38 protein-coding genes are annotated in these 26,571 nt (G+C 33.1%); 24 read left to right on the top strand and 14 right to left on the bottom strand.

From position 1 onward, the window contains the following. Window positions 1-26 precede the first annotated feature (26 nt). The 6 genes from AC3WTI_RS05460 (at window position 27) to AC3WTI_RS05435 (ending at window position 4,524) form a co-directional block, all read left to right on the top strand. Window positions 27-527 (top strand): GNAT family N-acetyltransferase, encoded by a 501-nt coding sequence (locus tag AC3WTI_RS05460; RefSeq protein ID WP_087955990.1) that lies wholly within the window; start codon window positions 27-29, stop codon window positions 525-527. Between the two features lie 15 nt (window positions 528-542). Beyond that, entirely contained in the window at window positions 543-1,064 is a 522-nt protein-coding gene (locus AC3WTI_RS05455) for a DinB family protein (protein ID WP_087955992.1), read from the top strand. A 71-nt stretch (window positions 1,065-1,135) separates the two neighbouring features. Continuing rightward, complete coding sequence (locus tag AC3WTI_RS05450; RefSeq protein WP_000643664.1) at window positions 1,136-2,074, top strand: DMT family transporter; 939 nt, start codon at window positions 1,136-1,138, stop codon at window positions 2,072-2,074. A gap of 56 nt (window positions 2,075-2,130) precedes the next feature. Beyond that, window positions 2,131-2,547 (top strand): GNAT family N-acetyltransferase, encoded by a 417-nt coding sequence (locus AC3WTI_RS05445; protein WP_097841146.1) that lies wholly within the window; start codon window positions 2,131-2,133, stop codon window positions 2,545-2,547. 97 nt (window positions 2,548-2,644) lie between these two features. Next, complete coding sequence (locus tag AC3WTI_RS05440) at window positions 2,645-3,256, top strand: hypothetical protein (RefSeq protein ID WP_087955996.1); 612 nt, start codon at window positions 2,645-2,647, stop codon at window positions 3,254-3,256. 20 nt (window positions 3,257-3,276) lie between these two features. Further along, window positions 3,277-4,524 (top strand): glutathionylspermidine synthase family protein, encoded by a 1,248-nt coding sequence (locus AC3WTI_RS05435; RefSeq protein ID WP_097841145.1) that lies wholly within the window; start codon window positions 3,277-3,279, stop codon window positions 4,522-4,524. A 60-nt stretch (window positions 4,525-4,584) separates the two neighbouring features. Here the strand turns inward: AC3WTI_RS05435 and AC3WTI_RS05430 are convergent, their stop codons facing one another. Beyond that, on the bottom strand, window positions 4,585-5,028 hold the full coding sequence (locus AC3WTI_RS05430) for a hypothetical protein (protein WP_097841144.1): 444 nt from the start codon (window positions 5,026-5,028) through the stop codon (window positions 4,585-4,587). Between the two features lie 171 nt (window positions 5,029-5,199). On the opposite strand from AC3WTI_RS05430, the gene aacC reads away from it, so the two are divergent. From aacC to AC3WTI_RS05375, 11 genes are all read left to right on the top strand, one after another. Next, entirely contained in the window at window positions 5,200-6,000 is an 801-nt protein-coding gene (gene aacC / locus AC3WTI_RS05425; RefSeq protein ID WP_142286488.1) for a BA2930 family N-acetyltransferase, read from the top strand. Between the two features lie 12 nt (window positions 6,001-6,012). Further along, window positions 6,013-6,702 (top strand): phosphopantothenoylcysteine decarboxylase domain-containing protein, encoded by a 690-nt coding sequence (locus AC3WTI_RS05420; RefSeq protein WP_087956004.1) that lies wholly within the window; start codon window positions 6,013-6,015, stop codon window positions 6,700-6,702. Window positions 6,703-6,839: 137 nt separating this feature from the next. After that, window positions 6,840-7,313: a tetratricopeptide repeat protein gene (locus AC3WTI_RS05415; RefSeq protein ID WP_142305859.1), complete on the top strand. Its 474-nt coding sequence runs from the start codon at window positions 6,840-6,842 to the stop codon at window positions 7,311-7,313. A gap of 12 nt (window positions 7,314-7,325) precedes the next feature. Further along, a complete protein-coding gene (locus AC3WTI_RS05410; protein WP_087956007.1) occupies window positions 7,326-8,375 on the top strand; it encodes a hypothetical protein in 1,050 nt (349 codons plus the stop codon). Then, window positions 8,368-8,853, top strand: coding sequence for an NUDIX hydrolase (locus AC3WTI_RS05405; protein WP_097841142.1), 486 nt, complete (start codon window positions 8,368-8,370; stop codon window positions 8,851-8,853). Before AC3WTI_RS05410 ends, AC3WTI_RS05405 begins: the two co-directional genes overlap by 8 nt. A gap of 166 nt (window positions 8,854-9,019) precedes the next feature. Then, window positions 9,020-9,529 (top strand): ribonuclease FAU-1 family protein, encoded by a 510-nt coding sequence (locus AC3WTI_RS05400; RefSeq protein WP_087956010.1) that lies wholly within the window; start codon window positions 9,020-9,022, stop codon window positions 9,527-9,529. A 181-nt stretch (window positions 9,530-9,710) separates the two neighbouring features. Beyond that, window positions 9,711-10,466 (top strand): ABC transporter ATP-binding protein, encoded by a 756-nt coding sequence (locus AC3WTI_RS05395; RefSeq protein WP_087956012.1) that lies wholly within the window; start codon window positions 9,711-9,713, stop codon window positions 10,464-10,466. Window positions 10,467-10,484: 18 nt separating this feature from the next. Further along, on the top strand, window positions 10,485-11,471 hold the full coding sequence (locus AC3WTI_RS05390) for an aliphatic sulfonate ABC transporter substrate-binding protein (RefSeq protein WP_087956013.1): 987 nt from the start codon (window positions 10,485-10,487) through the stop codon (window positions 11,469-11,471). Window positions 11,472-11,487: 16 nt separating this feature from the next. Beyond that, complete coding sequence (locus AC3WTI_RS05385; RefSeq protein WP_087956015.1) at window positions 11,488-12,336, top strand: ABC transporter permease; 849 nt, start codon at window positions 11,488-11,490, stop codon at window positions 12,334-12,336. Between the two features lie 78 nt (window positions 12,337-12,414). Continuing rightward, on the top strand, window positions 12,415-13,527 hold the full coding sequence (ssuD, locus tag AC3WTI_RS05380) for an FMNH2-dependent alkanesulfonate monooxygenase (protein ID WP_492304343.1): 1,113 nt from the start codon (window positions 12,415-12,417) through the stop codon (window positions 13,525-13,527). Window positions 13,528-13,723: 196 nt separating this feature from the next. Next, window positions 13,724-13,816, top strand: coding sequence for a putative holin-like toxin (locus tag AC3WTI_RS05375; RefSeq protein WP_001289320.1), 93 nt, complete (start codon window positions 13,724-13,726; stop codon window positions 13,814-13,816). Window positions 13,817-14,044: 228 nt separating this feature from the next. On the opposite strand, the gene AC3WTI_RS05370 is transcribed toward AC3WTI_RS05375, so the two are convergent. Continuing rightward, window positions 14,045-14,866, bottom strand: coding sequence for an HNH endonuclease (locus AC3WTI_RS05370; protein WP_097841141.1), 822 nt, complete (start codon window positions 14,864-14,866; stop codon window positions 14,045-14,047). 149 nt (window positions 14,867-15,015) lie between these two features. Here AC3WTI_RS05370 and AC3WTI_RS05365 point away from each other — a divergent pair, with 149 nt between their 5' ends. Then, window positions 15,016-16,101 (top strand): AI-2E family transporter, encoded by a 1,086-nt coding sequence (locus tag AC3WTI_RS05365; RefSeq protein WP_000837880.1) that lies wholly within the window; start codon window positions 15,016-15,018, stop codon window positions 16,099-16,101. A gap of 240 nt (window positions 16,102-16,341) precedes the next feature. Here AC3WTI_RS05365 and AC3WTI_RS05360 read toward each other — a convergent pair whose 3' ends face one another. Genes AC3WTI_RS05360 through AC3WTI_RS05335 form a run of 6 tightly spaced genes read right to left on the bottom strand, consistent with a single transcriptional unit; the run spans window position 16,342 to window position 17,328 of the window. Continuing rightward, window positions 16,342-16,482 carry a YrzI family small protein gene (locus AC3WTI_RS05360; RefSeq protein ID WP_048525997.1) on the bottom strand — a complete coding sequence of 47 codons (141 nt, stop codon included), beginning with the start codon at window positions 16,480-16,482 and terminating at the stop codon, window positions 16,342-16,344. Between the two features lie 25 nt (window positions 16,483-16,507). Further along, window positions 16,508-16,648 (bottom strand): YrzI family small protein, encoded by a 141-nt coding sequence (locus tag AC3WTI_RS05355; protein ID WP_000669812.1) that lies wholly within the window; start codon window positions 16,646-16,648, stop codon window positions 16,508-16,510. A 26-nt stretch (window positions 16,649-16,674) separates the two neighbouring features. After that, on the bottom strand, window positions 16,675-16,818 hold the full coding sequence (locus tag AC3WTI_RS05350) for a YrzI family small protein (RefSeq protein ID WP_087956020.1): 144 nt from the start codon (window positions 16,816-16,818) through the stop codon (window positions 16,675-16,677). 26 nt (window positions 16,819-16,844) lie between these two features. Next, a complete protein-coding gene (locus tag AC3WTI_RS05345) occupies window positions 16,845-16,988 on the bottom strand; it encodes a YrzI family small protein (protein WP_087956023.1) in 144 nt (47 codons plus the stop codon). Window positions 16,989-17,016: 28 nt separating this feature from the next. After that, on the bottom strand, window positions 17,017-17,160 hold the full coding sequence (locus tag AC3WTI_RS05340; RefSeq protein ID WP_000142733.1) for a YrzI family small protein: 144 nt from the start codon (window positions 17,158-17,160) through the stop codon (window positions 17,017-17,019). A 27-nt stretch (window positions 17,161-17,187) separates the two neighbouring features. Continuing rightward, entirely contained in the window at window positions 17,188-17,328 is a 141-nt protein-coding gene (locus AC3WTI_RS05335) for a YrzI family small protein (protein WP_087956024.1), read from the bottom strand. A 440-nt stretch (window positions 17,329-17,768) separates the two neighbouring features. Here AC3WTI_RS05335 and AC3WTI_RS05330 point away from each other — a divergent pair, with 440 nt between their 5' ends. From AC3WTI_RS05330 to AC3WTI_RS05305, 6 genes are all read left to right on the top strand, one after another. Continuing rightward, entirely contained in the window at window positions 17,769-18,362 is a 594-nt protein-coding gene (locus AC3WTI_RS05330; RefSeq protein WP_087956029.1) for a DUF4825 domain-containing protein, read from the top strand. 170 nt (window positions 18,363-18,532) lie between these two features. Beyond that, on the top strand, window positions 18,533-18,913 hold the full coding sequence (locus tag AC3WTI_RS05325; RefSeq protein ID WP_000805194.1) for a GntR family transcriptional regulator: 381 nt from the start codon (window positions 18,533-18,535) through the stop codon (window positions 18,911-18,913). Next, a complete protein-coding gene (locus AC3WTI_RS05320) occupies window positions 18,910-19,782 on the top strand; it encodes an ABC transporter ATP-binding protein (protein ID WP_087956031.1) in 873 nt (290 codons plus the stop codon). The genes AC3WTI_RS05325 and AC3WTI_RS05320 overlap by 4 nt, the downstream gene beginning before the upstream one ends. Beyond that, window positions 19,779-20,450 (top strand): DUF4052 family protein, encoded by a 672-nt coding sequence (locus AC3WTI_RS05315; RefSeq protein WP_087956032.1) that lies wholly within the window; start codon window positions 19,779-19,781, stop codon window positions 20,448-20,450. Before AC3WTI_RS05320 ends, AC3WTI_RS05315 begins: the two co-directional genes overlap by 4 nt. A gap of 36 nt (window positions 20,451-20,486) precedes the next feature. Beyond that, on the top strand, window positions 20,487-20,966 hold the full coding sequence (locus AC3WTI_RS05310; protein ID WP_087956033.1) for a CcdC family protein: 480 nt from the start codon (window positions 20,487-20,489) through the stop codon (window positions 20,964-20,966). A gap of 117 nt (window positions 20,967-21,083) precedes the next feature. Further along, window positions 21,084-21,593, top strand: a complete 510-nt coding sequence (locus AC3WTI_RS05305; RefSeq protein WP_087956034.1) for a 2'-5' RNA ligase family protein — start codon at window positions 21,084-21,086, stop codon at window positions 21,591-21,593. A gap of 6 nt (window positions 21,594-21,599) precedes the next feature. Here AC3WTI_RS05305 and coaW read toward each other — a convergent pair whose 3' ends face one another. The 6 genes from coaW to AC3WTI_RS05275 form a co-directional block, all read right to left on the bottom strand. Further along, complete coding sequence (coaW, locus tag AC3WTI_RS05300; protein WP_087956035.1) at window positions 21,600-22,430, bottom strand: type II pantothenate kinase; 831 nt, start codon at window positions 22,428-22,430, stop codon at window positions 21,600-21,602. 91 nt (window positions 22,431-22,521) lie between these two features. Then, window positions 22,522-22,920, bottom strand: coding sequence for a 3-hydroxyacyl-ACP dehydratase FabZ family protein (locus AC3WTI_RS05295; RefSeq protein ID WP_087956036.1), 399 nt, complete (start codon window positions 22,918-22,920; stop codon window positions 22,522-22,524). A gap of 56 nt (window positions 22,921-22,976) precedes the next feature. Further along, window positions 22,977-24,176, bottom strand: a complete 1,200-nt coding sequence (locus tag AC3WTI_RS05290; protein WP_142286473.1) for an LL-diaminopimelate aminotransferase — start codon at window positions 24,174-24,176, stop codon at window positions 22,977-22,979. Between the two features lie 178 nt (window positions 24,177-24,354). Beyond that, complete coding sequence (locus AC3WTI_RS05285) at window positions 24,355-24,717, bottom strand: hypothetical protein (RefSeq protein WP_087956038.1); 363 nt, start codon at window positions 24,715-24,717, stop codon at window positions 24,355-24,357. Window positions 24,718-24,889: 172 nt separating this feature from the next. Then, window positions 24,890-25,192, bottom strand: a complete 303-nt coding sequence (locus tag AC3WTI_RS05280) for a hypothetical protein (RefSeq protein WP_087956039.1) — start codon at window positions 25,190-25,192, stop codon at window positions 24,890-24,892. Window positions 25,193-25,334: 142 nt separating this feature from the next. Continuing rightward, the gene (locus AC3WTI_RS05275) at window positions 25,335-26,537 is read right to left on the bottom strand and encodes an MFS transporter (RefSeq protein ID WP_087956040.1); all 1,203 of its coding nucleotides are present in this window, start codon (window positions 26,535-26,537) and stop codon (window positions 25,335-25,337) included. Between the last annotated feature and the right edge of the window lie 34 nt (window positions 26,538-26,571).

The raw sequence follows: 26,571 nt of genomic DNA, 5'->3' as shown, positions 1-26,571 counted from the left end.
ATGTTAACTTAAGGGGCTGTAATAATATGATTCGATTACTTACGAAAGAGGATGCGAAACAATATTGGGAGTTACGTTTACAAGCATTACAAGTAAATCCAGAGGCATTTGTAACAACTTATGAAGAAGCGATTCGTCAAGAAAATCCGATTAAGCGAGTGGAAAATAATTTAACAGCTGCTACTAGCTGTACATTCGGTGCTTTTAATGAAAAGAATCAATTAGTTGGAGTGGTTACTTTACTAACAGAAGAGAAAGAGGCGTATAAACATAAAGGTCATATCGTTGCAATGTATGTAGATGCAAGTAATCGAAGAAGTGGTCTTGCACGTGAGTTAATACGTAAAGCAATTGAAAGAGCAAGAGAAATGAACTTGGAACAATTGACATTAGGTGTTGTGTCCACAAATGAGCCAGCAAAAAAGTTATATGAATCAATGGGCTTTCAAACGTATGGAATTGAAAAAAGAGCTTTAAAAATGAACGGTGTATATAGTGATGATGAATATATGGTGTTGTTCTTTTAAGAAAGGGAGTTTAGTATGAAAGATCTCCGTTTAGAAAAAAATATGAACCCGCAAGTAGCGATTTTGTATGCGATGGTTACGGATACATTTAAACGATTGCAAAAGTTAGTAGAAGGTATTGATGAGAAAGAATTGTCTTTTAAAGGGTCAGAAAATAATGAAAATAGTATTGGGCAACTACTTCAACATTTAGCAGTTGTCGATTTACATTGGGTGTACCGCTTAAAAGGAGAAGCAATTCCACAGGCAGTTGATACTATATATGGACCTATGTTAAATGAAGCAGGAAAACTGCCAAGTTTAAGAAAACAGACGTTGCAACAATTAATGCAAGATTATGAAGCTGTGCAACATATGTTTTATGCGGAATGTATGAAACTAACAGAAAATGATTTAACACGAGAAGTTTTTTACGAAAAGGGAGAAAATGCAACTATAAGATGGGGGATATGGCATATAGCTGACCATAATCGGTACCATCAAGCTCATATTAGTCGGTTGAGAAAACTATATAGAGCTAGTTTATGTCCAAATTAAAGATTGCGAATTTTAATTATATTCATTTTGTTGTATAGTATTTAAGAAGAAACTAAACAAGGGGTTTTATAATGAAAGCTATTGCAGTAGGAATATTGGCATCATTTTTCTTTGCCTTTACCTTCGTTTTAAACCGTGCGATGGACTTAGAAGGTGGAAGCTGGATTTGGAGTGCTTCATTACGGTACTACTTTATGGTTCCGATGTTGTTACTTATTGTCATGTATAGAGGTAACTTAAAACAACTCTTTCAATATATGAAAAATAATCCGAAAGAATGGCTAGTGTGGAGTATCGTAGGATTTGGTCTCTTCTATGCACCACTTAGTTTTGCAGGAGCTTTTGGACCTGGTTGGCTCGTTGCATCTACATGGCAAATTACGATCGTTGCAGGGATTTTGTTAACACCATTTTTTGCAGTAGATCCATTACATAAAAAACTTCCAATGAAGGAATTAGTTATGTCGGGTATTATTTTATGTGGTGTTGTACTCATGCAAGTAGAACATGCTTCTTCATTAGGAATTCGTGAAACCGTTTTATGTGTAGTTCCTGTACTTATTGCAGCGTTTGCGTATCCTCTTGGAAACCGGAAAATGATGCAAGTTTGTAAAGGGGAATTAGATGTATTCCAGCGAGTTCTCGGTATGACATTAGCAAGTTTACCATTTTGGTTTTTACTATCTGGTTATGAAGTATCAACAGGCGGACTACCGTCAAGTAGCCAAGTTTTCCAATGTTTTATTGTAGCAGTTAGTTCTGGTTTAATCGCTACAGTATTATTCTTCTTTGCGACAGATCTTGTAAAAGATGATCCGCAAAAACTAGCAACAGTAGAAGCAACACAATCCGGTGAGGTTTTATTTGCGCTAGTAGGAGAACTTATCTTGTTATCTGCACCAATTCCGTCATCTTTATCTTGGATTGGTATGAGCCTCGTTATTATTGGAATGATACTACATAGTTATGTAGCGGTCGTTGTGAAGAAAGAAGAAAAAATAACGGCGTAATGAGATTAGCTCTTTATATAAAGAGCTAATCTTTTTTCATAGAAAGGAATGATGATATGAATTTGCAACGCGTTGAACAAATTGAGAAAGATTCCATTTTAAATGTACTACAGTATGCAGTCGGACCAAGTGAAACTAGCTTAAAGAAAGCAGTTTTATTTTATGAAAGGAATAAAGCGACTTTGCATAGATATGAAGAAAAGGCTTGCATAGGTATTGAAATAATCGGAGCAAAGAAAGCGAGAATTTGCCATATAGCAGTTGTTCCACAATATCGTCATAATGGAATTGCGTGGCAAATGATAAAGGAAGTATTAAGAATGCATCAATTGATGTATCTAGAGGCAGAGACAGACGATGAAGCGGTAGAATTTTATAAAAAAATTGGTTTTCAGGTTAAAAGTTTAGGAGAAAAATATCCGGGGGTTGAAAGGTTTTGTTGTTATTTGGGAATGCAGTATAAAAATATATAAATATACATATTGTGTTTCGTTTGAAAAAAGTGATATTTACATTATATAATAAAGGTATCTGGAAAAATATAGATAAAAGAAATTAGGTGTATAACACATGAGAATGGATAAAAGTAAATTTATAAAAATTGCTACTTCGATAGGGGTATCATCTTTTTTATTAACTGGATGTGGCGATTATGAAGAAGATACTGCTCAACAAGAAAGTACTGCTGTTAAAACAGATGGTGGAAAACAAGGAAATGAACAAGAAAGTTTAAATTGTGATGATAAAGCTCCTACTAATAAAAATGTAGAAAATGATGAGTTATGTAAGGAAATAAATCCGTCTTTTTCATCGTATCATGAAAATTCACATTTACCGATACTTCCATTCGTGGCAGGATATTTATTAGCAAGCAGAACTTCAAATATGAATTATACAGTAAAACCGAATATAATGAAGAAACCGTATGCAAATAACATTATTCCATATCGTGAAAAAGACCAAAGTAGAACTGGAGGCAGCGGTGGTGGAGGGTATTACGGCGGAACTAACAGTAACAATAATAAATCTTCCAATAAAGTGGATTTAAATAAACAACAGCCAAATCCATCAAATAAAGTGACCCCAGATACAAATACACCAAAATCATCTACGACTCAAACGCCGAAAGTGAATTCTGGTTCCAGTGGAATTGGGAATGCAAAAGCACCGGCCGGATCATAATACGAAAGGATAATAGGAACATGTATACAGAACAAGAGCAGAAAGAGTATATGAAAGTATGGTTTTCACTTGCGGAAGAGGCTAGTAGGAATGGATTTACGTGGCCGAGCCTTTTAGAGAAGGAAGAATGGAATCAATATATGGCAACAGGTATGTATCGTATGCCAGTAAATACTTATACTGCTATTTCAAAAGCAACAGAAGAGATTATGTATGTGTTATATAGAACGTATCAATATATTGTCAATACGACAGAAGATTTTCAAACACTAGGATTTCCAGCTGAAACGTGGGAAATTGCGAGAATGAAACACGCTGGTTTGTTTTCATATTTTACAAGGTTTGACTTTATCGTAAATGGTGAAGATATAAAGTTAATAGAAGTAAATTGTGATACACCAACAGGTTATTTAGAGCCGTCAGTCGCAAATGAAGTGTTATGTCGTTATCACGATGTGAATCACCCAAATCATATAGAAGAGCATATTGTGCAGGCGTGGGAACAAATTAAACATGACTATAATATAAGTCCTATAGAGACAATATATTTTACTAGTTATGATTGGCACGATGAAGATCATCAAACAGTTCAATTTTTAAGAAGCTATTGCTTAGATCAATCAACGGACTATATAGGCATACAAGATATCGTTGTTGCAGATGATGGTATATATACGCAAAATGGTGAACGAATTCATTATTTATATAGACTATATCCAATTGAATATTTAGTTTCAGATACCGATAAAAACGGGAAAAGAATTGGACTTCAATTTTTAGATCATATAGCGCAAGGAAGAGTGAAAATTATTAATCCACCTGCAGCTTTTCTTATGCAAAATAAAAGTGTACTCGCATTAATTTGGCAACTTTACGAAGAAGAAATCTTCTTTGAGGAAGAAGAGAGAAGAAGCATTCAGAAATTCTTCCTTCCAACATATTTTTCAAATAAACCGTTTATAGAAAGAAATGAATCATATGTTTCTAAACCTTTATACGGCCGTGAAGGCGGAGGGGTATCTATATACGAAAATGATGAGCTTTTAGCAGAAGATAAAACAGCATATTACTTTGAACAACGGAAAATATATCAGCAATACATAGAAATGCCTGACTATACAATTGATACATGGGATGGTCCATATACTGGTAAATTATTAATTGGTTCACACTGTATTAGCGGGAGAGCCGCAGGGTTATTTTTACGAGTAGGTGAAAAAATAACGGGAAACTTATCGATGTTTACAGGGGTTACAATTGAAGGGTAAATGAAACAAAGATCTCATCAAAAATGATGAGATCTTTGTTTAAATGTAGTTTTTTTATTGTTATGATGTAACGCTTTCATTTTTCTTCATTTCAAAGATTTTGTTTCCATTTTCATCTACAAGTTGAATAAAGTCTCTAAGTTTTGTTACACCAATATACATGACTGGGTTTTCATCTTTTCCTTTACTTTTCTCGATATGAAAGACGATAACAGTTGTGTTTTTTTCATCCTTCACTTCTTTTACTGTAATTTTAGCATTTTTGTACTTTGTTCCAAATGATAAATATATCATTCTTTTACCTTCGCTAATACTACCGGTTGAGTAATGTATCATCGTTGGGTCTTCTTGAGCTTTTTCATATAAATTTGATGGGCCAAATTTAATTTCATTATATCTGGCTTTTTCTAATACCCAATAATCTTCATATTCATTTTGAAAAGAAACACGTGCGCTTAAGGAGACGAGTCCAAATAGTAGAAAAGAGAATAAAGCTTTTTTCATTTGTTCACCTACTATCGTTATTTCAAATTAATACACCATAATTAAACCAATATCTTTGTAAGTATATTACCATTTTTTATGTTCATAAAAACGATTAAGTTAAAAATTAAGAAAAATATGATAATATATGTATGTAGTAGTTTAAAACAAAATGGGGGAACAATCGTGAAAATGAATGACATAGTGGCAAGTACGCCATTGCCAAATACAATTAAAACAATTACAAATGATTTAAGAAAATTAGGGTTAGAAAAAGGAATGACAGTTATTGTACATTCTTCGCTAAGCTCTATAGGCTGGGTATCAGGCGGAGCAGTTGCGGTAGTAGAGGCATTAATGAAAGTCATTACAGAAGAGGGAACCATTATTATGCCAACGCAATCTTCGGATTTATCTGATCCGAAACATTGGTCAAGACCACCTGTACCTGAAGAGTGGTGGCAAATTATTCGGGATAACGTTCCCGCATTTGAGCCACATATAACCCCAACAAGAGCAATGGGGAAGGTAGTGGAATGTTTTCGTACATATCCGAATGTAGTACGTAGCAATCACCCATTAGGAAGTTTTGCGGCATGGGGAAAATATGCAGAAGAAATAACGATGAATCAATCACTATCAATGAGTTTAGGAGAAGAGTCTCCATTAAGAAAAATATACGATTTAGACGGATACATATTATTAATTGGCGTTGGATATGACTCTAATACGTCAGTACATTTATCTGAAGTACGTTCTGGTGCATGTGAGTTAATAAAAGTAGGGGCGCCTATTATAGAAAATGGTGAAAGAGTATGGAAAGAGTTTATTGATATGGATTACGATTCTGATAAGTTTGTAGAAATTGGTGTAGCGTTTGAACAAAAGGGAACTGTAACAAATGGGAAAATAGGAAACGCAAAGTGTCGTCTTATGAAACAGCGTGATATAGTTGACTTTGGAACAGAATGGTTTCGTAAGAAAAATAAGTAAGGGATGGTTACAATGAAGGGGAAAAAGGTATTAATTACAAGTGGTGGTTGTTTAGAAAAATGGGATCAAGTGCGTGGTCATACGAATATGGCAAAAGGAACAATTGGAAGAATAATCGCCGAAGAGCTTATAAGTAAAGGGGCACATGTTATATATTTACACGGTTATTTCGCTGAGAAACCAAACGATATAAATAATCAATTGGAATTACACCCATTTGAAGGAATTGTTGATTTGCAAGATAAAATGAAGAGTATAATTACGCATGAAAAAGTCGATGCAGTCATTATGGCAGCGGCGGGATCAGATTGGGTCGTAGACAAAATTTGTGATCAAGATGGTAATGCACTTAATATGAATGGAAAAATTTCAAGTGATATAGCGCCTATTATTCATTTTCAAAAGGCTCCAAAAGTATTAAAACAAATAAAAGAGTGGGATCCAGAAACGGTACTTGTTGGCTTTAAGCTAGAAAGTGATGTAAATGAAGAAGAACTGTTCGAAAGAGCGAAAAATAGAATGCAAGAAGCGAAGGCGAGTATAATGATTGCAAATTCACCACATTCTTTATATTCGCGCGGAGCAGTGCACTACGTAATTGGACAAGACGGTAAAGGAAAGTCGTGTAATGGGAAAGATGAAACTGCGAAAGAAATTGTTAAAAGGTTAGAAGTACTATGTAATCACATTACTGTTTTATAATTTTTAGTATTTGGATAAGAATGAATCCGCATAATATATATAGGTAAGCGAAACTTTAATTTATGGGAATTTAACTTTTACACGAATGTTAACCATTTAAGATGGATACATAGCATAATTGGTGAGGAGTGGATTCTATGGAACATTTATTAAAGCAAGCTATTAAGCTAAGAAATGAAAAGAAATATGCGCAGTCCAGAGAGATACTTATTGGGCTAACAAACTTTACGAGAGATGCAGAAGTGCTATTTCAATGCGCCTGGATACATGATGTAATGGGACTTGAAACAGAGGCAGTGCCATATTATGAGCAGGCAATTGTAAATGGGCTTGATGGTGAGTCACTTTGCGATGCATATATCGGTCTTGGCAGTACATATCGTTGTATAGGTGAATATGACAAAGCGATAACGGTTTTAGAAACAGGTTTGCAGCAGTTTCCGGATAATGACGTGATGAAAGTGTTTCTCTCATTAGCAAAATATAACGTAAACGATCATGAATCTGCAATGAAATTATTACTTGAAACAGTCGTAAAAGTAGAGGAAGTAAAAGAGTTTGAGCGTGCTATTTTATTTTATAAAGACCATTTAGATGAGGTTTTTAAATAAGAGGGTGAACGTATGGATGTCGCATTATCAGGAAGGCGAAAAGGTATTTGGTTTGGACTAATATCTTTCATTTTGTTATCAAACTATGTATTGTATGCCCTTCCAATTGTACCAGCTGCTCCGAAAGAAGTAGTGCTTGGTTCTTTGTTAGATTGTATGTTTGTAATACCGGTCATTACGTATTTCTTTATTATTCGAAAAAGATACTCGTTAACGTATATATTGCCTGTTGTAATAGCTGGTTATATATTTGCAAGTGTTATTATTCCAAGTGAATATTTACAAGATTTTTCATACGTTTCTTATATTATAGTTGCAGGAGAAATTGCATTCGTATGCGTAGAATTATTCCTTCTATATAAAATTGTTAAAATGCTACCTAACATAATACAAAAATATAAAGAATATAAAAGAAAGTATTCTTCATTTTCTTATGCAATTGATGCAGCGTTTGATGCGACTATGAAAAGAAATAAATTAGTAGATATCATTGTAACAGAGTGTAAGTTAATATACTATGCGTTTTTATCGTGGCGTGTAAAAGTGCCAGAAGGTGAATGCGTATATTCATATCATAAAAAGACTGGTGCAATAGGTGTATATATCATGATCATCCATGCAACCTTAATAGAAAGTATCGGTTTTCATTATTTACTTCATCAATGGAACCCAATAGTAGCATGGATTTTACTTATTTTAAATGTGTATGCAATGCTTTATTTTTTAGCTGAAATACAAGCAATGCGAAAAAATCCAATTATTGTTGCGGAAGAAAAGATAATCATTCAAATCGGATTAGGAAAGAAAATTATTATACCATTTACACAAATTGATAAAATTGAGTTTTATAAAGGCGAACTTTTAAAGAAAGAGAAGGAAGTTCTTGACGCAACCGTTATGGAATTTATAAAGGAACCAACAGCATTTGAAATTACACTAAAAGAACCAGTGGAAGCGCAATTGTTATATGGATTTACTAAAACAGTAAGTCGTGTTCACTTAAATGTTGATGAGGAACGGAAGTTTTATGATGCGGTTTTGGAGAAGTTGAAGCGTGAATAATTCTACTAATTTTCATCGTGCGTTTGGTGTGTATGGCATTTGTATCGAAGACAATAATTTATTAGTAATTGATAAAATGAAAGGTCCATATAGAAATCGGTATGATTTACCTGGTGGTAGTTTAGAAGAAGGAGAATCATTACTAGCTGGACTTCATAGAGAGATGAAAGAAGAGACTGGGCTAAAAGTGAAGGTAGTAAAACAAATAGGTACAGTTGATTTTCAATTTCCATCTAAATTCAAGGAGTACACACATGTTCATCATATCGCAGCTTTTTACTTTGTTGAAAGGTGCGAAGGTGAATTCAAAGTACCGGACCAAATTGAAGGTCAAGATTCAATAGGAGCTAGATGGTTTCCGATAGAAAGTATTACTGAAGATAATTCATCTCCTCTTGTATGTAGTGCTGTAGAGTGGATAAAAGAATCTAAGTTTCGTTTAGAAGTAAAGGCATATAAATCATGGGTTATAAAATAATGATACAACTGGAGTTCCTTCTAACTTAGAGGGGGCTTTTTTGCGGGCAAGAAAATGTCATTATGCTAATATTATTTTTTTAAAACAAGAAACGAATTCACTGAACGGCTTCTTAGTGGAAAAAGGGTTATAATGAAAGAATTACAACTAAAGGAGATTTTTAAAAATGAGTTGCTTACGTACTTCAGGAATTGAAATTATTGAAAGGAAAATTCGCTATGATGCTACAACTGTAAATCATGCTTGTTTATTAATAGAAGCGCAGCCAGATAAAATTGTTTTGTATCATGAAGTACAGTACTCTTTTACAATGGAAGCGAATGATACGAAGTTAACGATCCCGAAAGGAAGTTATACAGTTGCATATTACTGGGGAAATCGTCCATATAATTTATACATTTGGAGAAATCAGGATGGGAGTTATTTAGGTTCTTATTTTAATATTGTAAAGAATACTTGTATAACGGATGAAGTGGTATCCTTTGAAGATTTAATCCTTGATATTATGGTACTTCCAAGTGGAGAATTTTTTATTTTGGATGAGGATGAATTACCTGAGCCGTTAGAACACTTTGAAGATGGATATGTAGAAAAAGCTCTGCATACAGTGTTACATACAATTCAAACGTCACTTCCAAAAATCATTATAGAAACTGCTACAATTTATAAAAAATAGATATCGTTCATTAAAACCTAGTTGAATTATCGGAAATATTTGTATAATATGTAGTTAATTCTATAATAGCTGATTGGAGAAACCAAAGGCATTTCATTACAAAATGAAATGCCTTTGGTTTTTTTATTATATAAATACTGAATCTGTTCACTTAGATGAATCATTTCAAGGAGGAGAAATAGTGACTGTTTCAATCGATGGAGTATCAAAATATTTTTCGAAACAAACTGGTACGGTTCAAGTGCTAGAAGATATTAATTTCCAATTAGAGAGAGGCGATTTTGTCACTGTAATCGGACCGAGTGGCTGTGGGAAAAGTACGCTTTTGAAAATTGTTGCGGGATTAGATAACGAATTTGAAGGTGAAGTTATTATTGATGGAGAGAAAATCGTAAAACCGAGTAAGAAACAAGGTTTTATTTTTCAAGAACATCGCTTGTTTCCGTGGTTAACAGTTGAAGAAAATATCGCTGCAGATTTGTCGTTAAAAGATAAGTATGTAAAAGATAAGGTAAAGGAATGGGTTGAAATCGTTAGATTAGACGGTTTTGAAAAATCTTATCCGAAAGAAATTTCAGGAGGTATGTCGCAACGTGTTGCGATTGCGAGAGCTTTATTAAGAAATCCGAATGTATTACTACTTGATGAACCATTCGGGGCACTTGATGCTTTTACTAGAAGTCATTTGCAAGAAGTGCTTTTAAATATTTGGGAACAGAAGAAAACGACAATGATATTTGTTACTCATGATATAGACGAAGCGATATATCTTTCAAACCGAATTATTATCATGAGTGCAAAGCCTGGAAAAATACATAAAGTGATTGAAAATAATTTACCTTATCCCCGTAGTAAAACTTCAGTATTATTCCAAGAAATTCGTACGAAAGTATTACAACAGTTTGAACACGGGGGACTGATTCAAACGAGTATATAGGAAAAGGGTGGATTATATATGTATAAAAAAGGTAAAGTTCTTTCTTTTGCATTAGCTATATCTATATTTTTATTAGGGTGTGAAAAAAACACAGCGAGTAGCAAGAAAGAAGATGTAACAATTCAAATTGGTATACAGCAAGGGTTAAGCCCGCTATTACTAGCACAGAAAAAAGGATGGTTTGAAGAGGAGTTAAAAAAAGAAGGAGTTAAAGTGAAATGGACAGAGTTTCAAAGCGGACCTCCCTATTTTGAAGCAATCGCATCAAATAGATTAGACTTTGGTGAAGTTGGAAACTCCCCAGTTATTTCAGCGCAAGCAGCTGGTATTGAATTTACCGAAATTGCTAATACAAGTTATGCGAGGAAAGGAACAGGAATTCTTGTACAAAAAGATAGTAAGATTACGAGTGTAAAAGATTTAAAAGGTAAAAAAATCGCAGTAGCAAAAGGAAGTAGCGCATTTAATTTATTGTATCGAGCATTAGAAAAAGAAGGTATCAATGCAAAAGATGTAAATGTCATTCAATTGCAACCAGATGAAGCGCAGCCCGCATTTGAATCAGGATCAGTAGATGCCTGGGCCATTTGGGATCCATTCATTTCACTACATACGTTAAATAAAGGAGCTAAGGTTATTGCAGATGGTGAAACATTAAATGTTTCTTCTCCGGAATTTTTAATTGCGAGAACAAAGTTTGCGAAAGAACATCCAGAATTAGTTGAGAAGTTTCTTAAAGTTTATGAAAAAGCACGTGTATGGCAAGAGTCAAACTTAGATGAAGCAATAAAAATATATACTTCTGCGAAGAAAATAGATGCCGACATTGTAAAAGAAGTGTTTAATCATGACAAACCAATTTTAGTTCCAGTAACGAAAGAAATAATAGAGGAACAGCAAAAGACAGCGGACTTTCAATATAAACTCGGTTCTATAAAGAAAGAAATTAAGACGGAAAAAGTTGTAGATAATTCTTTCGTAGAAAAAGCATTGAAAGCGAAGTGAAAAGAGGTTTTGTAAAGTGGAAAATACGAAAGTTGTTATTAAACCAGCGAGTATAACGATTGAGAAAAATAGCGTCAAGAAGGTGCGAAAGTTAAATGTAAAAGTTTTAGTAAGGGCGATTACTATACCAGTTATTATATTAATAATTTGGCAGTTGGCTGGCGTATTCGGTCTTGTTTCTAAAACAGTTTTACCAACACCAGTAGATATTTTTCTAGCTTTCCAAGAGCTTATTAAAACAGGAGAGTTATTCAGCCATTTAAGTATTAGTGTATTCAGGGCTGCGGCTGGTTTCTTCATCGGCGGGAGTTTAGGAATTATTTTAGGAACGATTGTTGGATTTTCAACGAGAAGTGAGCAATATTTAGATCCGTCTGTACAAATGTTAAGAACTGTACCTCATTTAGCTGTGGCACCGCTTTTCGTATTATGGTTCGGTTTTGGAGAAACATCAAAAGTATTATTAATTGCGGACGGTGCGTTTTTTCCTTTATACGTAAACGCGTTTTTAGGAATACGAGGTGTAGATTCAAAATTATTTGATGTTGCGAGAGTGTTAGAGTTTGGAAAAAGAAAATTAATTTCGAAACTAATTTTACCAGCTGCATTGCCTAACCTTTTACTAGGAGCAAGGTTATCCTTAGGTGTTGCATGGGTGAGTTTAGTAGTAGCAGAACTTATGGGATCTACAGAAGGTATTGGCTATATGATTATGGATGCAAGGCAATTTTCAAATACAGACATTGTATTTGTCGGTATTATTATCTTTGCATTCGTTGGAAAGTTTTCTGATTCACTCGTACGTTTACTTGAAGTGAAGTTTTTAAGATGGAGAGATAATTTTAAAGGCGAGACAGGGAATTAACATATAAATTATTAGGGGTAATTTATATAGAGTGTTTTAGTAGATTTTTCAAAACAATTAAGGGGTGTGTGTAATAGTATGGAATTGTTATGGTTTATTCCAGCTTATGGATATGGTCGATATTTAGGAACGACAAAAAGAGGAAGAGCAGCTGAATATGGTTATTATAAACAAGTTGCACAGGCAGCTGATTATTTAGGGTATACGGGTGTGTTACTTCCAACTGGTCAAGGTTGTGAAGATCCTTGGGTATTAGCATCGGCACTTGCCGCTGAAACAGAGAAATTAAAATTTTTAGTAGCAGTTAGACCAGGACTAATGTCACCGACAGTTGCAGCAAGGATGGCATCGACATTTGATAGGATTTCAGATGGGAGGTTACTTATTAATGTAGTAGCAGGAGGAGATCCTGTTGAGTTGCAAGGAGATGGATTGTATCTTGAACATGATGAAAGATATGAAGCAGCGGATGAATTTTTAAAAGTTTGGAAAGCTACGCTGCAAGGTGAAAGTATTTCTCTAGAAGGAAAACATATTAAAGTTACAGATAGTAAAGTTGTGTTCCCACCAGTACAAACACCGTATCCACCAATTTATTTTGGCGGATCGTCTGCTGCAGGTAAAGAAGTAGCAGCTGAACATAGTGATGTATATTTAACGTGGGGCGAACCACCAGAGCAAGTGAAAGAGAAAATAGAAGAAGTAAAAAAACTTGCGAAAGAGAAAGGGCGTAACGTACGATTTGGTATAAGATTACACGTAATTGTAAGAGAAACAGAAGAAGAAGCATGGGAAGAGGCTGAGAAGTTAATTCAATATGTTGATAATGAAACAATTGAGCTTGCTCAAAAAACATTTGCAAGATATGATTCAGTCGGTCAAAAAAGGATGACATATTTAAGTAAAGGTACACGAGAGTCGTTAGAAATAAGTCCTAACTTATGGGCTGGCATTGGACTTGTAAGAGGTGGTGCAGGTACTGCCCTTGTAGGTGATCCGCATACAGTAGCAAATAGAATAAAAGAATATGAAGCGTTAGGAATTGATACGTTTGTATTATCAGGATACCCTCATTTAGAAGAGGCATATGAAGTGGCAGAACTGTTATTTCCTTTATTGAAAGACGAGAAGAAACAAGAAAATAAAATTGTTGGTGAAATGATTGCTGATGCATATGCATTAAAAAAATAGTGAGGATTAAAGTTTCACCTATGTTTTGTTTTATTTTGTTTACTGCCAGTTAATACGAGATAAAAAAACCCGCAAGTATTTCACTTGCGGGTTTTCATCGTAAACTATTAGAAAATATGGTAAAATTAAATAGTAACTTAAGGTACGGTTGGTTGTTCAATTATCACTTCTCCAAGTAGGAGGGGGGTGATAATACGTGAGTGAAATAGCGTTACTACTGCAGGGTGGACTGTTTCTCGTTGCATTGTTAACGTTCGTCGTCGTTTTAATAGACAAGCTCAAAAAATAACAACCCACCTATGCCAATAGAACGTGGGTTGTTTTGTTTGTAAGAAACAAATAGGATAAATGAACAATCCAATCTGCTAAGTTACGTGGACTAGTGTGTAGCCGCACACTAGTCTTTTTTATTTATATACAATTAATAATTAGTTTATGTGATTGTATTGTTCTTTTCATACTTATTATAACACAGTGTCTTTTTATCAAGAAAGGAGACCGTATGTTCTGATTTTGATTAAATAGAAGGGTTTTTTTCTTTAAATAGCCCATCCATATACTGTTTTAAAGTTTGGACATAAAATTCCTGCTTACTTACATTATTTACACCGACAATTGGTGATGGAAGTTCATATCTCTTTTCTGATAAATGAACGACAACATCAAAGATATCAAATAGACGAATGAAACAGAACAGCCCATCTTTATCACTTAATAAAATAAAGTAATGGTTTTCACTATTTGTATTTAATGTATTCCATAAAGAACTTTTGCTTAAATCGCGCACGATGCTCTTTTCTTTTAATTCCATGAAATCGGCGTTTGATAGAATGTTAGAGATATCAATCGCATCTGGATCTTCAAAATAGCCATCAACAGATTGTACAGCGAAAGTATACGCCATTTTTAATACACTCATTTTGTATTTACGGTTATCTAAAAGTAATTCACGTTGAATAGAGCTAGCTACCTTCGTTACACGTTCTTCTTTCCAAATTTCGTTATGTAGTGAAATATCGTGCTTTTTACATAGTTTCATAATTAATGCATTCGAATAAAGTATTTCATCACTTACTTCAACAACATCAGTCTCAGCTGCCGCAAGTTCCTCACCATGCTCATTCGTATACAGGGGAGAGTCAATTTGTTTTTTCATTTGCTCAATCTTATATTGACTTAATTTATGCCGAATTAAGGGACGATCAATATTTGTTGTCATTTGTTCATGACAAGTATCACAAATTGAGTTTGTGAAATAATATCCACATAATATTTCTGGGATGACATATTGTTCACTAAGTTCTTTCGTATCTTTTCTGCAAATGATGCATTGTGTCATTTTTATCACCTTTACCTGCAAATTTGTATGTAATCTCATTGTAGTGTATTTATTGGCATTTTGGAATATTGTACAGGAAAATATTATGTGAAATTGTTACTTATTTTGGTACAATGAAGTGAAGTGCTAGTTTAAAGGAGGACGTTTTTTTGAAATCGAAAGTGCACTTTTGGACATTAGAAGTGCTAATGGTTGTAGCGATCATATTTATTTGCACAAAAATATCGTTTTTATTTCAACCGATTGGTATCTTCATATCAACTTTGTTTTTCCCAATCTTAATCGCGTTATTTTTATACTTCATATTTAACCCATTGTTAGTCTTTTTGGAGAATAAAAAAGTACCAAGAAATTTAGCGATTTTACTGTTATATCTTTTTATCATAACATTAACTGCGGTTGGAGTTGGGGTAGTTGTTCCAACAATCTCACAACAGCTAATGGATTTGGTAAAAAATATGCCAGGTTATATTAAAGAGGGAAAACTATACATACAAGATTTATCCCATCATAGATTGTTTGAATGGCTATCTACACAAAACTATGTTTCCATTGAAACAATTGAAAAAAATGCGATTGAATACTTAAAGGATATACCAAACACGATTACGTCGAGTGCAACGGCTTTATTTGGTATTATCACGAACGTTGCATTAGTGATCTTCACAGTACCGTTCATTTTATTTTATATGTTTAAAGATGGACATGCATTCCCAGGGAAAGCAGTTAGTTTATTACCTGAGTCTTACCGTGAAGAAGGACTTCGTATCATTAAGGAAACGAATGAAACATTATCTGCATATATTCAAGGGCAAGCGCTCGTTTGTATATTTGTAGGTGCGTTTACTTTTATCGGTTATTTAATTATCGATTTACCGTACGCTTTCGTTTTAGGAATTATAGCAGCATTTACAAATATCATTCCTAACTTAGGTCCATTTATCGGTGCAGCACCAGCAGTTATTGTAGGTCTGTTCGTATCTCCGATGCAAGCGTTGTACGTAATTATTATCGTAACAATTGTACAACAGTTTGAAAGTAACATCATTTCACCGCGTATTATGAGTTCAAAATTAAATATCCACCCGTTAACAATTATTATTTTAATTTTAGGGGTAGGTAACTTTGCGGGAATAATCGGAATGATTTTGGCAGTGCCAGTTTATGCAGTAACGAAAACAGTTGTATCAAACTTAGTGAGACTGTTTAAGACGAAACGAAGTAATCGAAAATAGTATATGTTGAGAAAGATACACCATTTTTCAAGTGGTGTATCTTTTTTTGTTAATCAATATTAAAAGGTGTATTAATAAGATTTTATTATATATTTATTACATATCAAATATAACGAGAAACTTGTGTGATGTAGTATCGATAAAACTATGTGGAATCCCTCTGAACTATCCAAATCATTTCCCTAGAGCGTGCAATCAACATCATAATCGACTCCTTTCAAGTTTTATATTTTTAAAGAATTATAGGTGAGAGTAGTATTTGCTTCTACGATCTCGAATTTCGTCTATAACTTGTTTATATTGTTGTTCTTGTTTTAATTCAGCATCAGTATAGTTTTTTTTCTGGATTGTAATTGTTAAAAAGAAAAGGTGAAACTTCATGATATATTCCTCCTTTCGAAAGGAATTATAGATGGCTACAGTAATGACTTTGACGTTCTTTTACATCTTCCATAGCTTTATTAATTTGATGATCATGTAATATCTCACTGTCGGAGAACTTAGTTTTTTGTATCGTAATTGTTAAAAAGAATACTTTAAATTTCATAAGTGTATTGCCCCTTTAAAAGTTATTTAGAACAGACGGCTGTAATAAGAAGCTTGACGCTCTTTCACTTCGTCCATAATAGATTGAATGTGTTGCTCACGTAAAATTTGGTTTTGAGAAAGCTTACGTTTTTGAATGGTGATAGTTAAAAAGAATGCTTTAAATTTCATTAGGGAATTGCTCCTTCAAAAGTTATTTAGAAAAGACGGTTGCAATAAGAAGCTTGGCGCTCTTTCACTTCGTCCATAATAGATTGAATGTGTTGCTCATGTGAAATTTCTTTCTGTGAAAGCTTACGTTTTTGAATGGTGATAGTTAAAAAGAATGCTTTAAATTTCATGAAGGTATTTCTCCTTAAAAATATATTTTTAATACATATGCGTATAATATGAACTTTTAATGTCAGTCATTTTATCAGTCAGTTGTTTTATTTGTTGCTTACGAATGATTTCAGCCTCAGTTAAAGTGTTCTTCTGAAGTACAGTCGTAAAAAAGAAAATATGAAAAGTCATAAATGAATTCCTCCTTTCGAAAAGGAATTACATGTGATCACAATAAAGTGCTTGGCGCTCCTTAACATCATTCATAGCTTTTTCAATTTGCTCATTATGAAACATTTCAGCTTTAGAAATTTTATTTCTTTGAATCGTAATACTTAAAAACAATACGCTAATAGTCATCGAATGTTGCTCCTTTCTTAAAAAAATGATGTAAGAGGCTAAAAAATCGCACAAAAAAGCCACAGGAAGATATAGTTCTCCTATGGCAGGGCGTGAAAAAGCCACAGGAAAGTATACGACCTCCTGTGGCGAATTTATGAATTAATCGAAATAATGTACGATTTTCAATTCTCCATTAGGTTGGTCGAATTCATATTTAATTGTCCGAAAAACAAAGGTGCAGTTAACGCTAAAGTTAAAGCATGTAATTGTAATTTCATCATTTCCTTCGACCTCCTTTTAGAATATTTTTCTTACGTTAGTAATTATATACAATTAATGGATAATTGTAAACAGGAAAATTGAAAATTTTTAATTTTGATTAAAATGCGTATATTTTAAAGGGTTTTGAGAAGATGTATTGTAATTAACGAAATATCAATAAAAGTGGGGGATGCTAAATGAAATATATGCATCGTAATGTAGTTGTTATGCTAACAATTTTTTTATTTATTACTGCGTGTTCTAGCGGAGAAAGAATAAAAGAAATATCTGATGTTGAACCTGATGACTTTAAGAAATATGCTGGGACATACGTTGGTAATAACTCAGATGTAGTTGCAATTGTTAATCATTTACCCGGTGGTGAAACATTTCAAAGTATTAGTTTGGAGAATGAAAGTATAAAGGTAAACTATGGTGTAAAAGTAAATGGAACTTTGACAGAAGATATGCTTGAGACGTATTGGTTTGATGGTAAGGATACGATGGAAAAGAATTTTCTTTTTAACGTTATTTATCTAGCGATTTTAGTACCAAATGCGAAAAGTTACGAGTTTCAAGTAGAAAATAAAAATTTCAAGATAAAAAGAGAAGAAATACTATCAATACTGTATGAAAAATTTGATGATTTTCCAAAAGAAAATGATATATGGGATAAAAAGAAAGTAGTAAAGTTCCTTAACGATAATAATGAAAAAATTACAATGCTTATACATGATAAAGAGTTTCGGAAAGCTTTATTTACTAAATATCCAGTGCAGCAGTTGAAATAAAATGAAAAGAATTTGAGAACAAGAGTTGATACTTCAATATTTTAGAAAGAGAGCCATTCTTAAACGAATGACTCTCTTTTTTTGTAAAAGAAATTTATGGAAATAAATGTTTTTATGTGATATGGTTAGTTACATAAGTAATGAACCTATGAACCTAAGGTGGTGAAATTGTGAAACCTACTCTGGAGCAAAATAAATTAATATACTTGCAAATTGCAGAAACGATTGAATCTGATATTTTAAAAGATATATTACTTGAAGAAGAACAAGTACCATCAACAAATCAATTTGCGAAGATGTTACAAATAAATCCAGCTACTGCAGCTAAAGGGGTAAATGTATTAGTGGATGAAGGGATTCTATATAAAAAGAGGGGGATCGGGATGTTTGTTGCAAAGGGAGCGAAAGAAGTCGTACTTAAAAAAAGACAAAATACTTTTATGACAGAATATTTACCTAAAGTATGGGAAGAAGCAAAAGTATTAGAAATATCCAAAGATGAATTGATGGATATGATTCAAAAAATTACGAAGGAGGGGAAAGAGGGATGATTGTACTTGAAACGAAAGGTGTAACGAAAAAATATAAAAAGAAAGTAGCAGTAAATGAAGTAACGACTTCATTGGAAGAGCATAAAATATATGGCTTGCTCGGTAGAAACGGTGCAGGAAAAACGACACTATTAAATTTGCTTGCTGGTCAAATTACTTCAAGTAGTGGTAGCGTATCAATATTTGGTGAAAATGTTTTTGAAAATAGTAAAGCGATGCAAAATATTTGTTTTGTGAGAGTGAAAGAAGAAGCGCATTTCAGTTATAAAGTAAAAGAAATTTTTAAGATGTGCAGTATGTTTTATAAAAACTGGGATGGAAAGTATGCAGAAGAACTTGCCGATAAATTTCAACTTAATATGACAGCAAAATACCATAAACTATCACACGGCATGCAAACTGTTGTAGGAATTATTCAAGGACTAGCGAGTAGGGCGCCAATTACCATTTTTGATGAACCAACTACTGGTTTAGACGCAGCACATCGTGAGTTGTTTTATAGTTTACTACTAGAAGATTACGGTGAGTATCCACGAACAATTATATTATCAACACATTTAGTAGAAGAAGTAACCCATGTGATTGAAGAAGTAATCATTATAAAAGAAGGAAAACTAGTTGTTCAATCATCAGTGGAAGATTTATTACAACAAGCTCATATTATTTCAGGAAAAAAAGATAAAGTAGATAAGTTTGCAATCAATAAAAAAGTAATAAATCGAGAAGTCTATGGAAATAAAGGCATTACTGTTATATGGGAAGAACTTTCTAATGAAGATTATTCCTCTCTTAAAAAAGAAGGTTTAGCAATTGATAGAATTACATTACAAAAACTATTTATTCACATAACTGGTGGTGAAGTGAAATGACGATGTTAATGAAGCAATTGAAGTTACATATAAATTTTCATTATAAAGCAATTTTAATATTTTGGATTGTAGCTTTATTAATAAAAGGGGCTTTAAATGCTGCTCATTTAAAGGGAACAAACATTGGTTATTTACCTGAAATTATAAATAACCCTTCAATAGCAATTATGTTATTTATAGTAGGGAGTGTTTTCATCATACAAGATGAGCTATTTCGTTTAGCTATTTCATTCGGTGTTACGAGAATACAATATTTTATTGGAGCAATTTGTTACATTGTACTTCAATCTGCATTATTTTCATTGCTTCAAGTTATGCTTCTACAAGATTTAAAATATAACGTAGTAAATGTTAATTTTGGGGAGCAATCGATACAACAGTTTATTTTGCAATTTTTATTTTATATTACAACAGCATGTTTCTTTCAAGTGGTAGTAGTTTTAAAGCAACGATTTAAGTGGATTGGTCTTATGATTGGTGGAACGCTTTTCTTATCAACAAATAGTGTGCTTTATGGAGAGGCGGGAGTAACCAGTTTATTATTTACGAGTGATGTATCCTCAGTAGATATTCCATATTTTACTGTTATTTCAATTGGATTAACTGTGCTTTATATCATAACTAGTAGTATATTTATTCGAAAAGTATCATTCGAAAAAACGATTTAAAATAGTTTTAGATTACTATAGAGAGAAGGATAGCAAATGGGAGACACATCTTCACTCATTACTGTATTTTTAGGCATTGCACTACTAATATTTTGGCGTCGTTATCGATCTATGTATAAACCTATAAAGGGAACGGGGGTACGTATTTTGTGGCCATTATTATTTTTAACACCGGGTGTTTTATGGTTTTTTGGTCCCGTACATCCAGCTATATTACAAGTAGTTATAGCAGTATCGATTGGAATTCTTCTCGCCGCACCACTTATAGTTTTAACAAATTATGAAAGAAGAGATGATGGGAATATTTATACGAAAAAAAGTGTAGCTTTTTTAATTACTTTCATTCTACTGGTTATTTTAAGGTATGGTTCAAGGCAATATATTGTAGATTTAGATAAACAAATGATTGGTTTATTATTTTATGTTGTTGCAGTATCGTATATCATTCCGTGGAGAATTGCTTGTTATATAAAATTTAGGAAAGTTTGGCGGGAAAATAATAATCATGTTATATAAGAAAAAACTTTTCTTTTGAGAAGTTTTTTCTTTTTATATGTAATTGAAATCATTTGTTGAAGTGCAAGCTACCATACAATATGATGAATATAAAAAGAGAAAGTAGGGGGTATAAAAATGCGTACAATTTTACTTTTTCTAAACGAAATGTCTATTAATGAAATAGAGGACATTAGGAAAAAACATGATCCTTTATTCGGTTTAATCCCACCGCATATTACAGTTATATTCCCATTTGAAAGCTCGATTTCAAATGATGAGCTGAAGTTACATATTTTAAAATTATCAAAAGGGATACAAGAGATAGAAATTAAATTTGCGAATCAAATTACAGATGAAGGGGAATATTTGTTTTTACGAGTTGAAAAGGGGAAAAAACAAATAGAAGCACTACATGATATGCTTTATACAGGACCTTTAATAAAATTTTTAAAAGAAGATATTCCATACATACCGCATGTAACAGTCGGGAGAAAAGAAAGTGCCGAGTTAGCTGCTGAAGTAGCTAAGGAAATTCATAGTTTCCCTGAAAAGTTACAATGTGTAGTTGATAGAATTAGTGTAGAGAGAATTGGAGAGAAAGGAGAATCGATAATTGAGTTTGAAGTACCGTTGCAAAAAAGCTGACAAAAGTCAGCTTTTTTTATCCGTAACATGAAGTAAAGCACCAATCGCACCGCTATTACCACCATCTTGTAAAAAGATTGGTGTTTTATTTTGATATTTTGTGTAGTTACTAATAATATTTTGAAGGTGTACGTTATTACATAGAGTCGAACCAATGTAAATAATATGGTCAATGTTTTTTGTTTCGGCGAATTGAAGGCTTAATGCAGTAACGACTTCACCGACGAGTCCTTGTACAGTAGCAAGTATATCTGAGCTTTTATATTTTGATTCTGAAATAGCGGCTTTACCAAAATTGCTAGCAGTTAAGCTATTATCGATAGGTGAGGGAATGCCACCGTAAATATCTCCAACCGTAATATCTAGTTCTTTTCTAGATCCTACTTTTGTTAAAGGAATCACATCTTCAAAATGATTTATATTTGTTAATAATTTTGAAAGCCCCATAATAGTACCTCCGCCAACACCAGTTCCACCAGCGCGAACATATTTGTCATTATAAACGTAATGAATGGAAGTACCTGTACCGATATTTGTTAAAATAAAGTTGTTTACATTATATTTCTCTACTTTTAATATGTATCGTACACCTACAAGAGTAGCTTCAAATTCGTTTAGTTCTACAATTTTATATGAGTGTGAAAGTAGTTGCTGTAATTGTTTTGCTTTACCACCTGTAATATATATTTGTTTTATACGAGTGTTTTTCTTAAGCCAATCTATTATTTTATTTTGTTCATTGGAATAAAATTTTTCAAAAGCTAATTGCTTTCGTTCGTTCAAATAAGCAATTTTCGTTAATGTTCCTCCAGCATCAATACCGATAGTACTTTCCATTTTCCTGCCCCTAACCAAGTAATTTATTTACTCTGTTCATGTTCGTGAAACGATTTTGTAGGAGATAGATTCCTGTAGAATTACATCATCTCTATTCTGTTTTATATATTAATAGCTTTTCTATCGTTACAATCGGTTGATCGTTTACAGTTGCAGTACCTGTACCGAGAATAAAACCTCGGCGATTACGAGTTAGCTCATAATGTAAATCAAGTTTATCACCGGGATATGCTTTTCCGTGGAATTCAACCCCATCTAATGAAGAGAGAAAGCCTAAACCTTCAGATTTACTTGTATGTACAAATGCATTAAGCTGAGCAAGTGCTTCTACAATTAACATATGAGGCATATGTTTTTGATTATCATTTATAAACCACTCGTTATTTGAAATGAGTTTATATCCCGTAACGGACTCACCATGTTTTACATTTGTTACTTTATCAATCATTAAAAATGGAAAACGATGGGGGAGTGTGTCTTTAATATGCATATGAAAGTACCTCCAATGAATAATACCCCTGCTACAGTTAAGCAGGGGAGTCACCATTAATTTTTAACTAATTCATGTACTTTTTCAAGAGAAAAAATACCACTATTTCTAATGTTCTCAACAACTTGTTGTAACACTTCTTTATCTTGAACGAGTGCAATACGTACAAAGCCTTCTCCATGAGGTCCAAATGCATGACCTGGTGTAACAACGACATTCGCACGATCCATTAACGCATAAGCGAAATCTATAGAAGTCCAGCCTTTCGGAATTTCGGCCCAGACGAACATACTACCAGCTGGCTTATCGACATTCCAGCCAAATGTGCGGAATCCATCAACTAAAGTGTCTCTACGTTCTTGATAAATACCGCGATTTTTCTCACAGAACGAAGCGCCATTTCTTAGTGCAGCTGATGCTGCTTTTTGAATTGGTAAAAACACTCCGTAATCTGTATTAGATTTAAATTGTGTAAGCGCTCCAACAATTTCTTCATTACCAATCATATAACCAATACGGCTACCTGCTAAACTATAACTTTTTGACAAAGAGTTTATTTCTACGCCAACTTCTTTAGCACCAGGTACAGAGAGGAAGCTAATTGGTTTATTGCCATCAAAATAAAATTCAGCATAAGCAAAATCATGGACAACGATAATATTATGCTTTTTCGCGAATGCGATTACCTCTTTAAAGAAACCTTCATGAGCCATTGCTGGAACTGGATTTCCTGGGAAGTTTAAAATCATCATCTTCGCTTGATTAGCAATATCTTCGGGGATAGCTGCTAAGTTAGGTAAGAATTCATTTTCTTTCTTTAAAGGCATGTAATATGATGTTGCACCAGCCATTTGAATTCCAGTTTCATAAGCTGTATATCCTGGATCAGGAACTAATATAATATCTCCTGGATTTGCATAAACCATAGGTAAATGAACGAGTCCATCTTGTGAACCCATTAATAATAAAACTTCTTTATCGGCATTTAATTTAACGTTATGAGTGTTGTTGTAATATTCAGTTACTGCTTCATGAAATTCTTGAATACCGCTTAATGTGTATCCGTAGCTTTCTTTTTCATTTGCTGTATGTACCATTTCTTCTCTTACGAAGTCAGCAGGTGGCATATCAGGATTCCCGATACTTAAATCAATCATTTTGTGACCTGCTGCGATTTTTTCTTTTTTATAAGCCCCTAATTCACTAAATATAGAAGATTGGAATGCTTTCATTCTAGTTGCTAACGTGTAAGTCATCAAAACCCCTCCTAAAAACAGTGCTTTCTATCTACGTTTTTAATTATTCTGAAAACACATGGTTACATTTTATCATTTTTTTATGAAAATTAAAACGATTGACAAATTTAGAGGGAGGAAAATAAGGCGGAACACATAAAACGCAGAAAATATTTTCTGCGTTTTAAATGAAGTGTAATCATATCTTTTTATATGTACATAATTTTTCTACTGCATAAAAGTATACATTTAATTTGCCATCGACAACTTGTAAAGTTTGATCCGATGTAAACGAGTTACCATAATCAATGTGATATACATTAGAATTTTTGACAAATGAACCTTTGTATAAATCTTCTTTTTTCTTCGTTGTTTGCATTTCTACTAAGTTTTGAACAATTTTTTCTTTCTTTTCTTCTTTTACAACTGTTTCAAATTTATAAGATGCCGGACAAAGACCATTTTGGTTGTCAATGACTTCCCAAGAACCGTATATATCATTATTGCTGCATCCACTAAGTAGAACGATGAATATTGGAAGAATTAATAGAACCTTTTTCATTTTGTACTCCTTTCTTTTCATTTTTAATCAACGAGCGAATACGATAGGGATATTGTAATAAATAAAGTTTAAATTTTTATAAAGAATTATTTAATTTCATATAAAAATTTGGGTGAGGTTTTTAAAATAAAAAGGCATGAATCTAATGTAATTCAGATTCATGCCTAGTGTGCTATCTTATATTTTGTTTTTTGAGGATAAATGAAGCGGAAAGAAGAATGACAATACCGTTTAAAATATAAACGTTTATAATAGTGGAGGTTAGGTTAATTGCTCCAAAATCAGCTTTTTCGAATATAGAAGTGAGTGTCGTAGTTGTCAAAAAAATAATAGGCGTTAGCAGTAAAAATATGAATGCTGCTACAACTCTCCTTTTAATGCTATGTTGAGATAGGGAAATTGCTAAAAAGTTTATGATGCTAAACATAACGAATACAACGAAAAGGATTATAATTAACTGGATGCCATCAGACATTTTGCACCTCCTATATACTTTATTTATATATTATATTCGAAAGCAAAATGGGGTACACCTTTAAATCATTTCAGTAAACGTAATAAATAAGATTTTATATAACAAAGAAGCATGGATTCATAATCCATGCTTCTTTGTTATGTTATAAATTCGCAGATTGCGAAGGTTGTTTTTCATACTGTTTCTGTTTTGATAGTGATATGAAAATAATTAGTAATGAAATAACTCCGAAGATTAGAACCATGTACTGTAAACCAATTGTATCTAAGAAGAAACCAGTACCGAGTAATACGATTTGGAACATAACTCTCTCAAACATATTACGGAAAGAGAAGAGACGGCCGTGATAGCTTTTTTCCACTTTCGTTTGGAAAATTGTTGACATAATAGGGAAGAAGCATCCGACACTAAAACCAAACAAACCAAATGATGTAAGGGACATCCATTTTATATCGCTAAAGAACAATGATAGGTGTGCAAAAGCGGTACAAACTGCGAAGAAATATAATAATTTTTCAGGTTTGAAATGGTCAGATAAACGTTTAATAACGAAGGCCCCTAACATAAATGCGACACCTTCAATGGTATATATAAATCCTTTAATCGTTGGATCATGTTGCATTTCACTTATGTTAATTACCATTAAATTAAATCCAGCTATAAATAATAGAGGGATAATACTTAATATAAGTGCTGTAAAAGCAATAGGAATTCCTTTTAATATACGAAAGACTTCCATAAAGCTATTATCTTTTGCAGCTTGTTTACTTGGTGTTGTTGATTTCTTATCTTCGAATTGTAGGAAGAAAGTTGAGAGGAATAATAAAGCGTACGCTACCATTGAGAAGGCATACATATACTGTAAACTCATTACAACTAAAAGAATTCCACCTAGTGAAGTACCTGCAATACGAGCGATTGTACCTACATTCATATGTACACCGTTCATCTGTAATAACTCATGCTCACGTACGATAAGTGGAATTACAGATTGTAATGCAGGGAAGTAAAATGCAGCTGAAATTTGAAGAGCAACCATAAATGCAATCATAAAGGCGATGCTTTCAAATTGGATAGCGAAAAACATAAAAATAACACTAATAACGCGACCGAATCCAGCGTAAAGAAGAACTTTTTTCTTTTCATACTGATCAATGACGCGTCCAGCCATGGGACCGACTAGAACACCTGCTAATAATCCGATAAATAATATTACAGATTTCATGAAATCAGAAGGGACATATTTTTGCATAAATTCAAGGTTACCAAGAATACCAAGCCATAACCCGAGACCAGCAATAAACTCCCCAATTAAAACAATCCAAACATTTTTATTGCGCCACATAATATAAAACCTCTCCGTCTTTTAAAATGAAAAA

It is taken from the genome of Bacillus sp. EB106-02-03-XG38, from assembly GCF_058792175.1.
The sequence above is the reverse complement of the archived record's forward strand: the minus strand, read 5'-3'. Positions and strand labels throughout refer to the sequence as shown.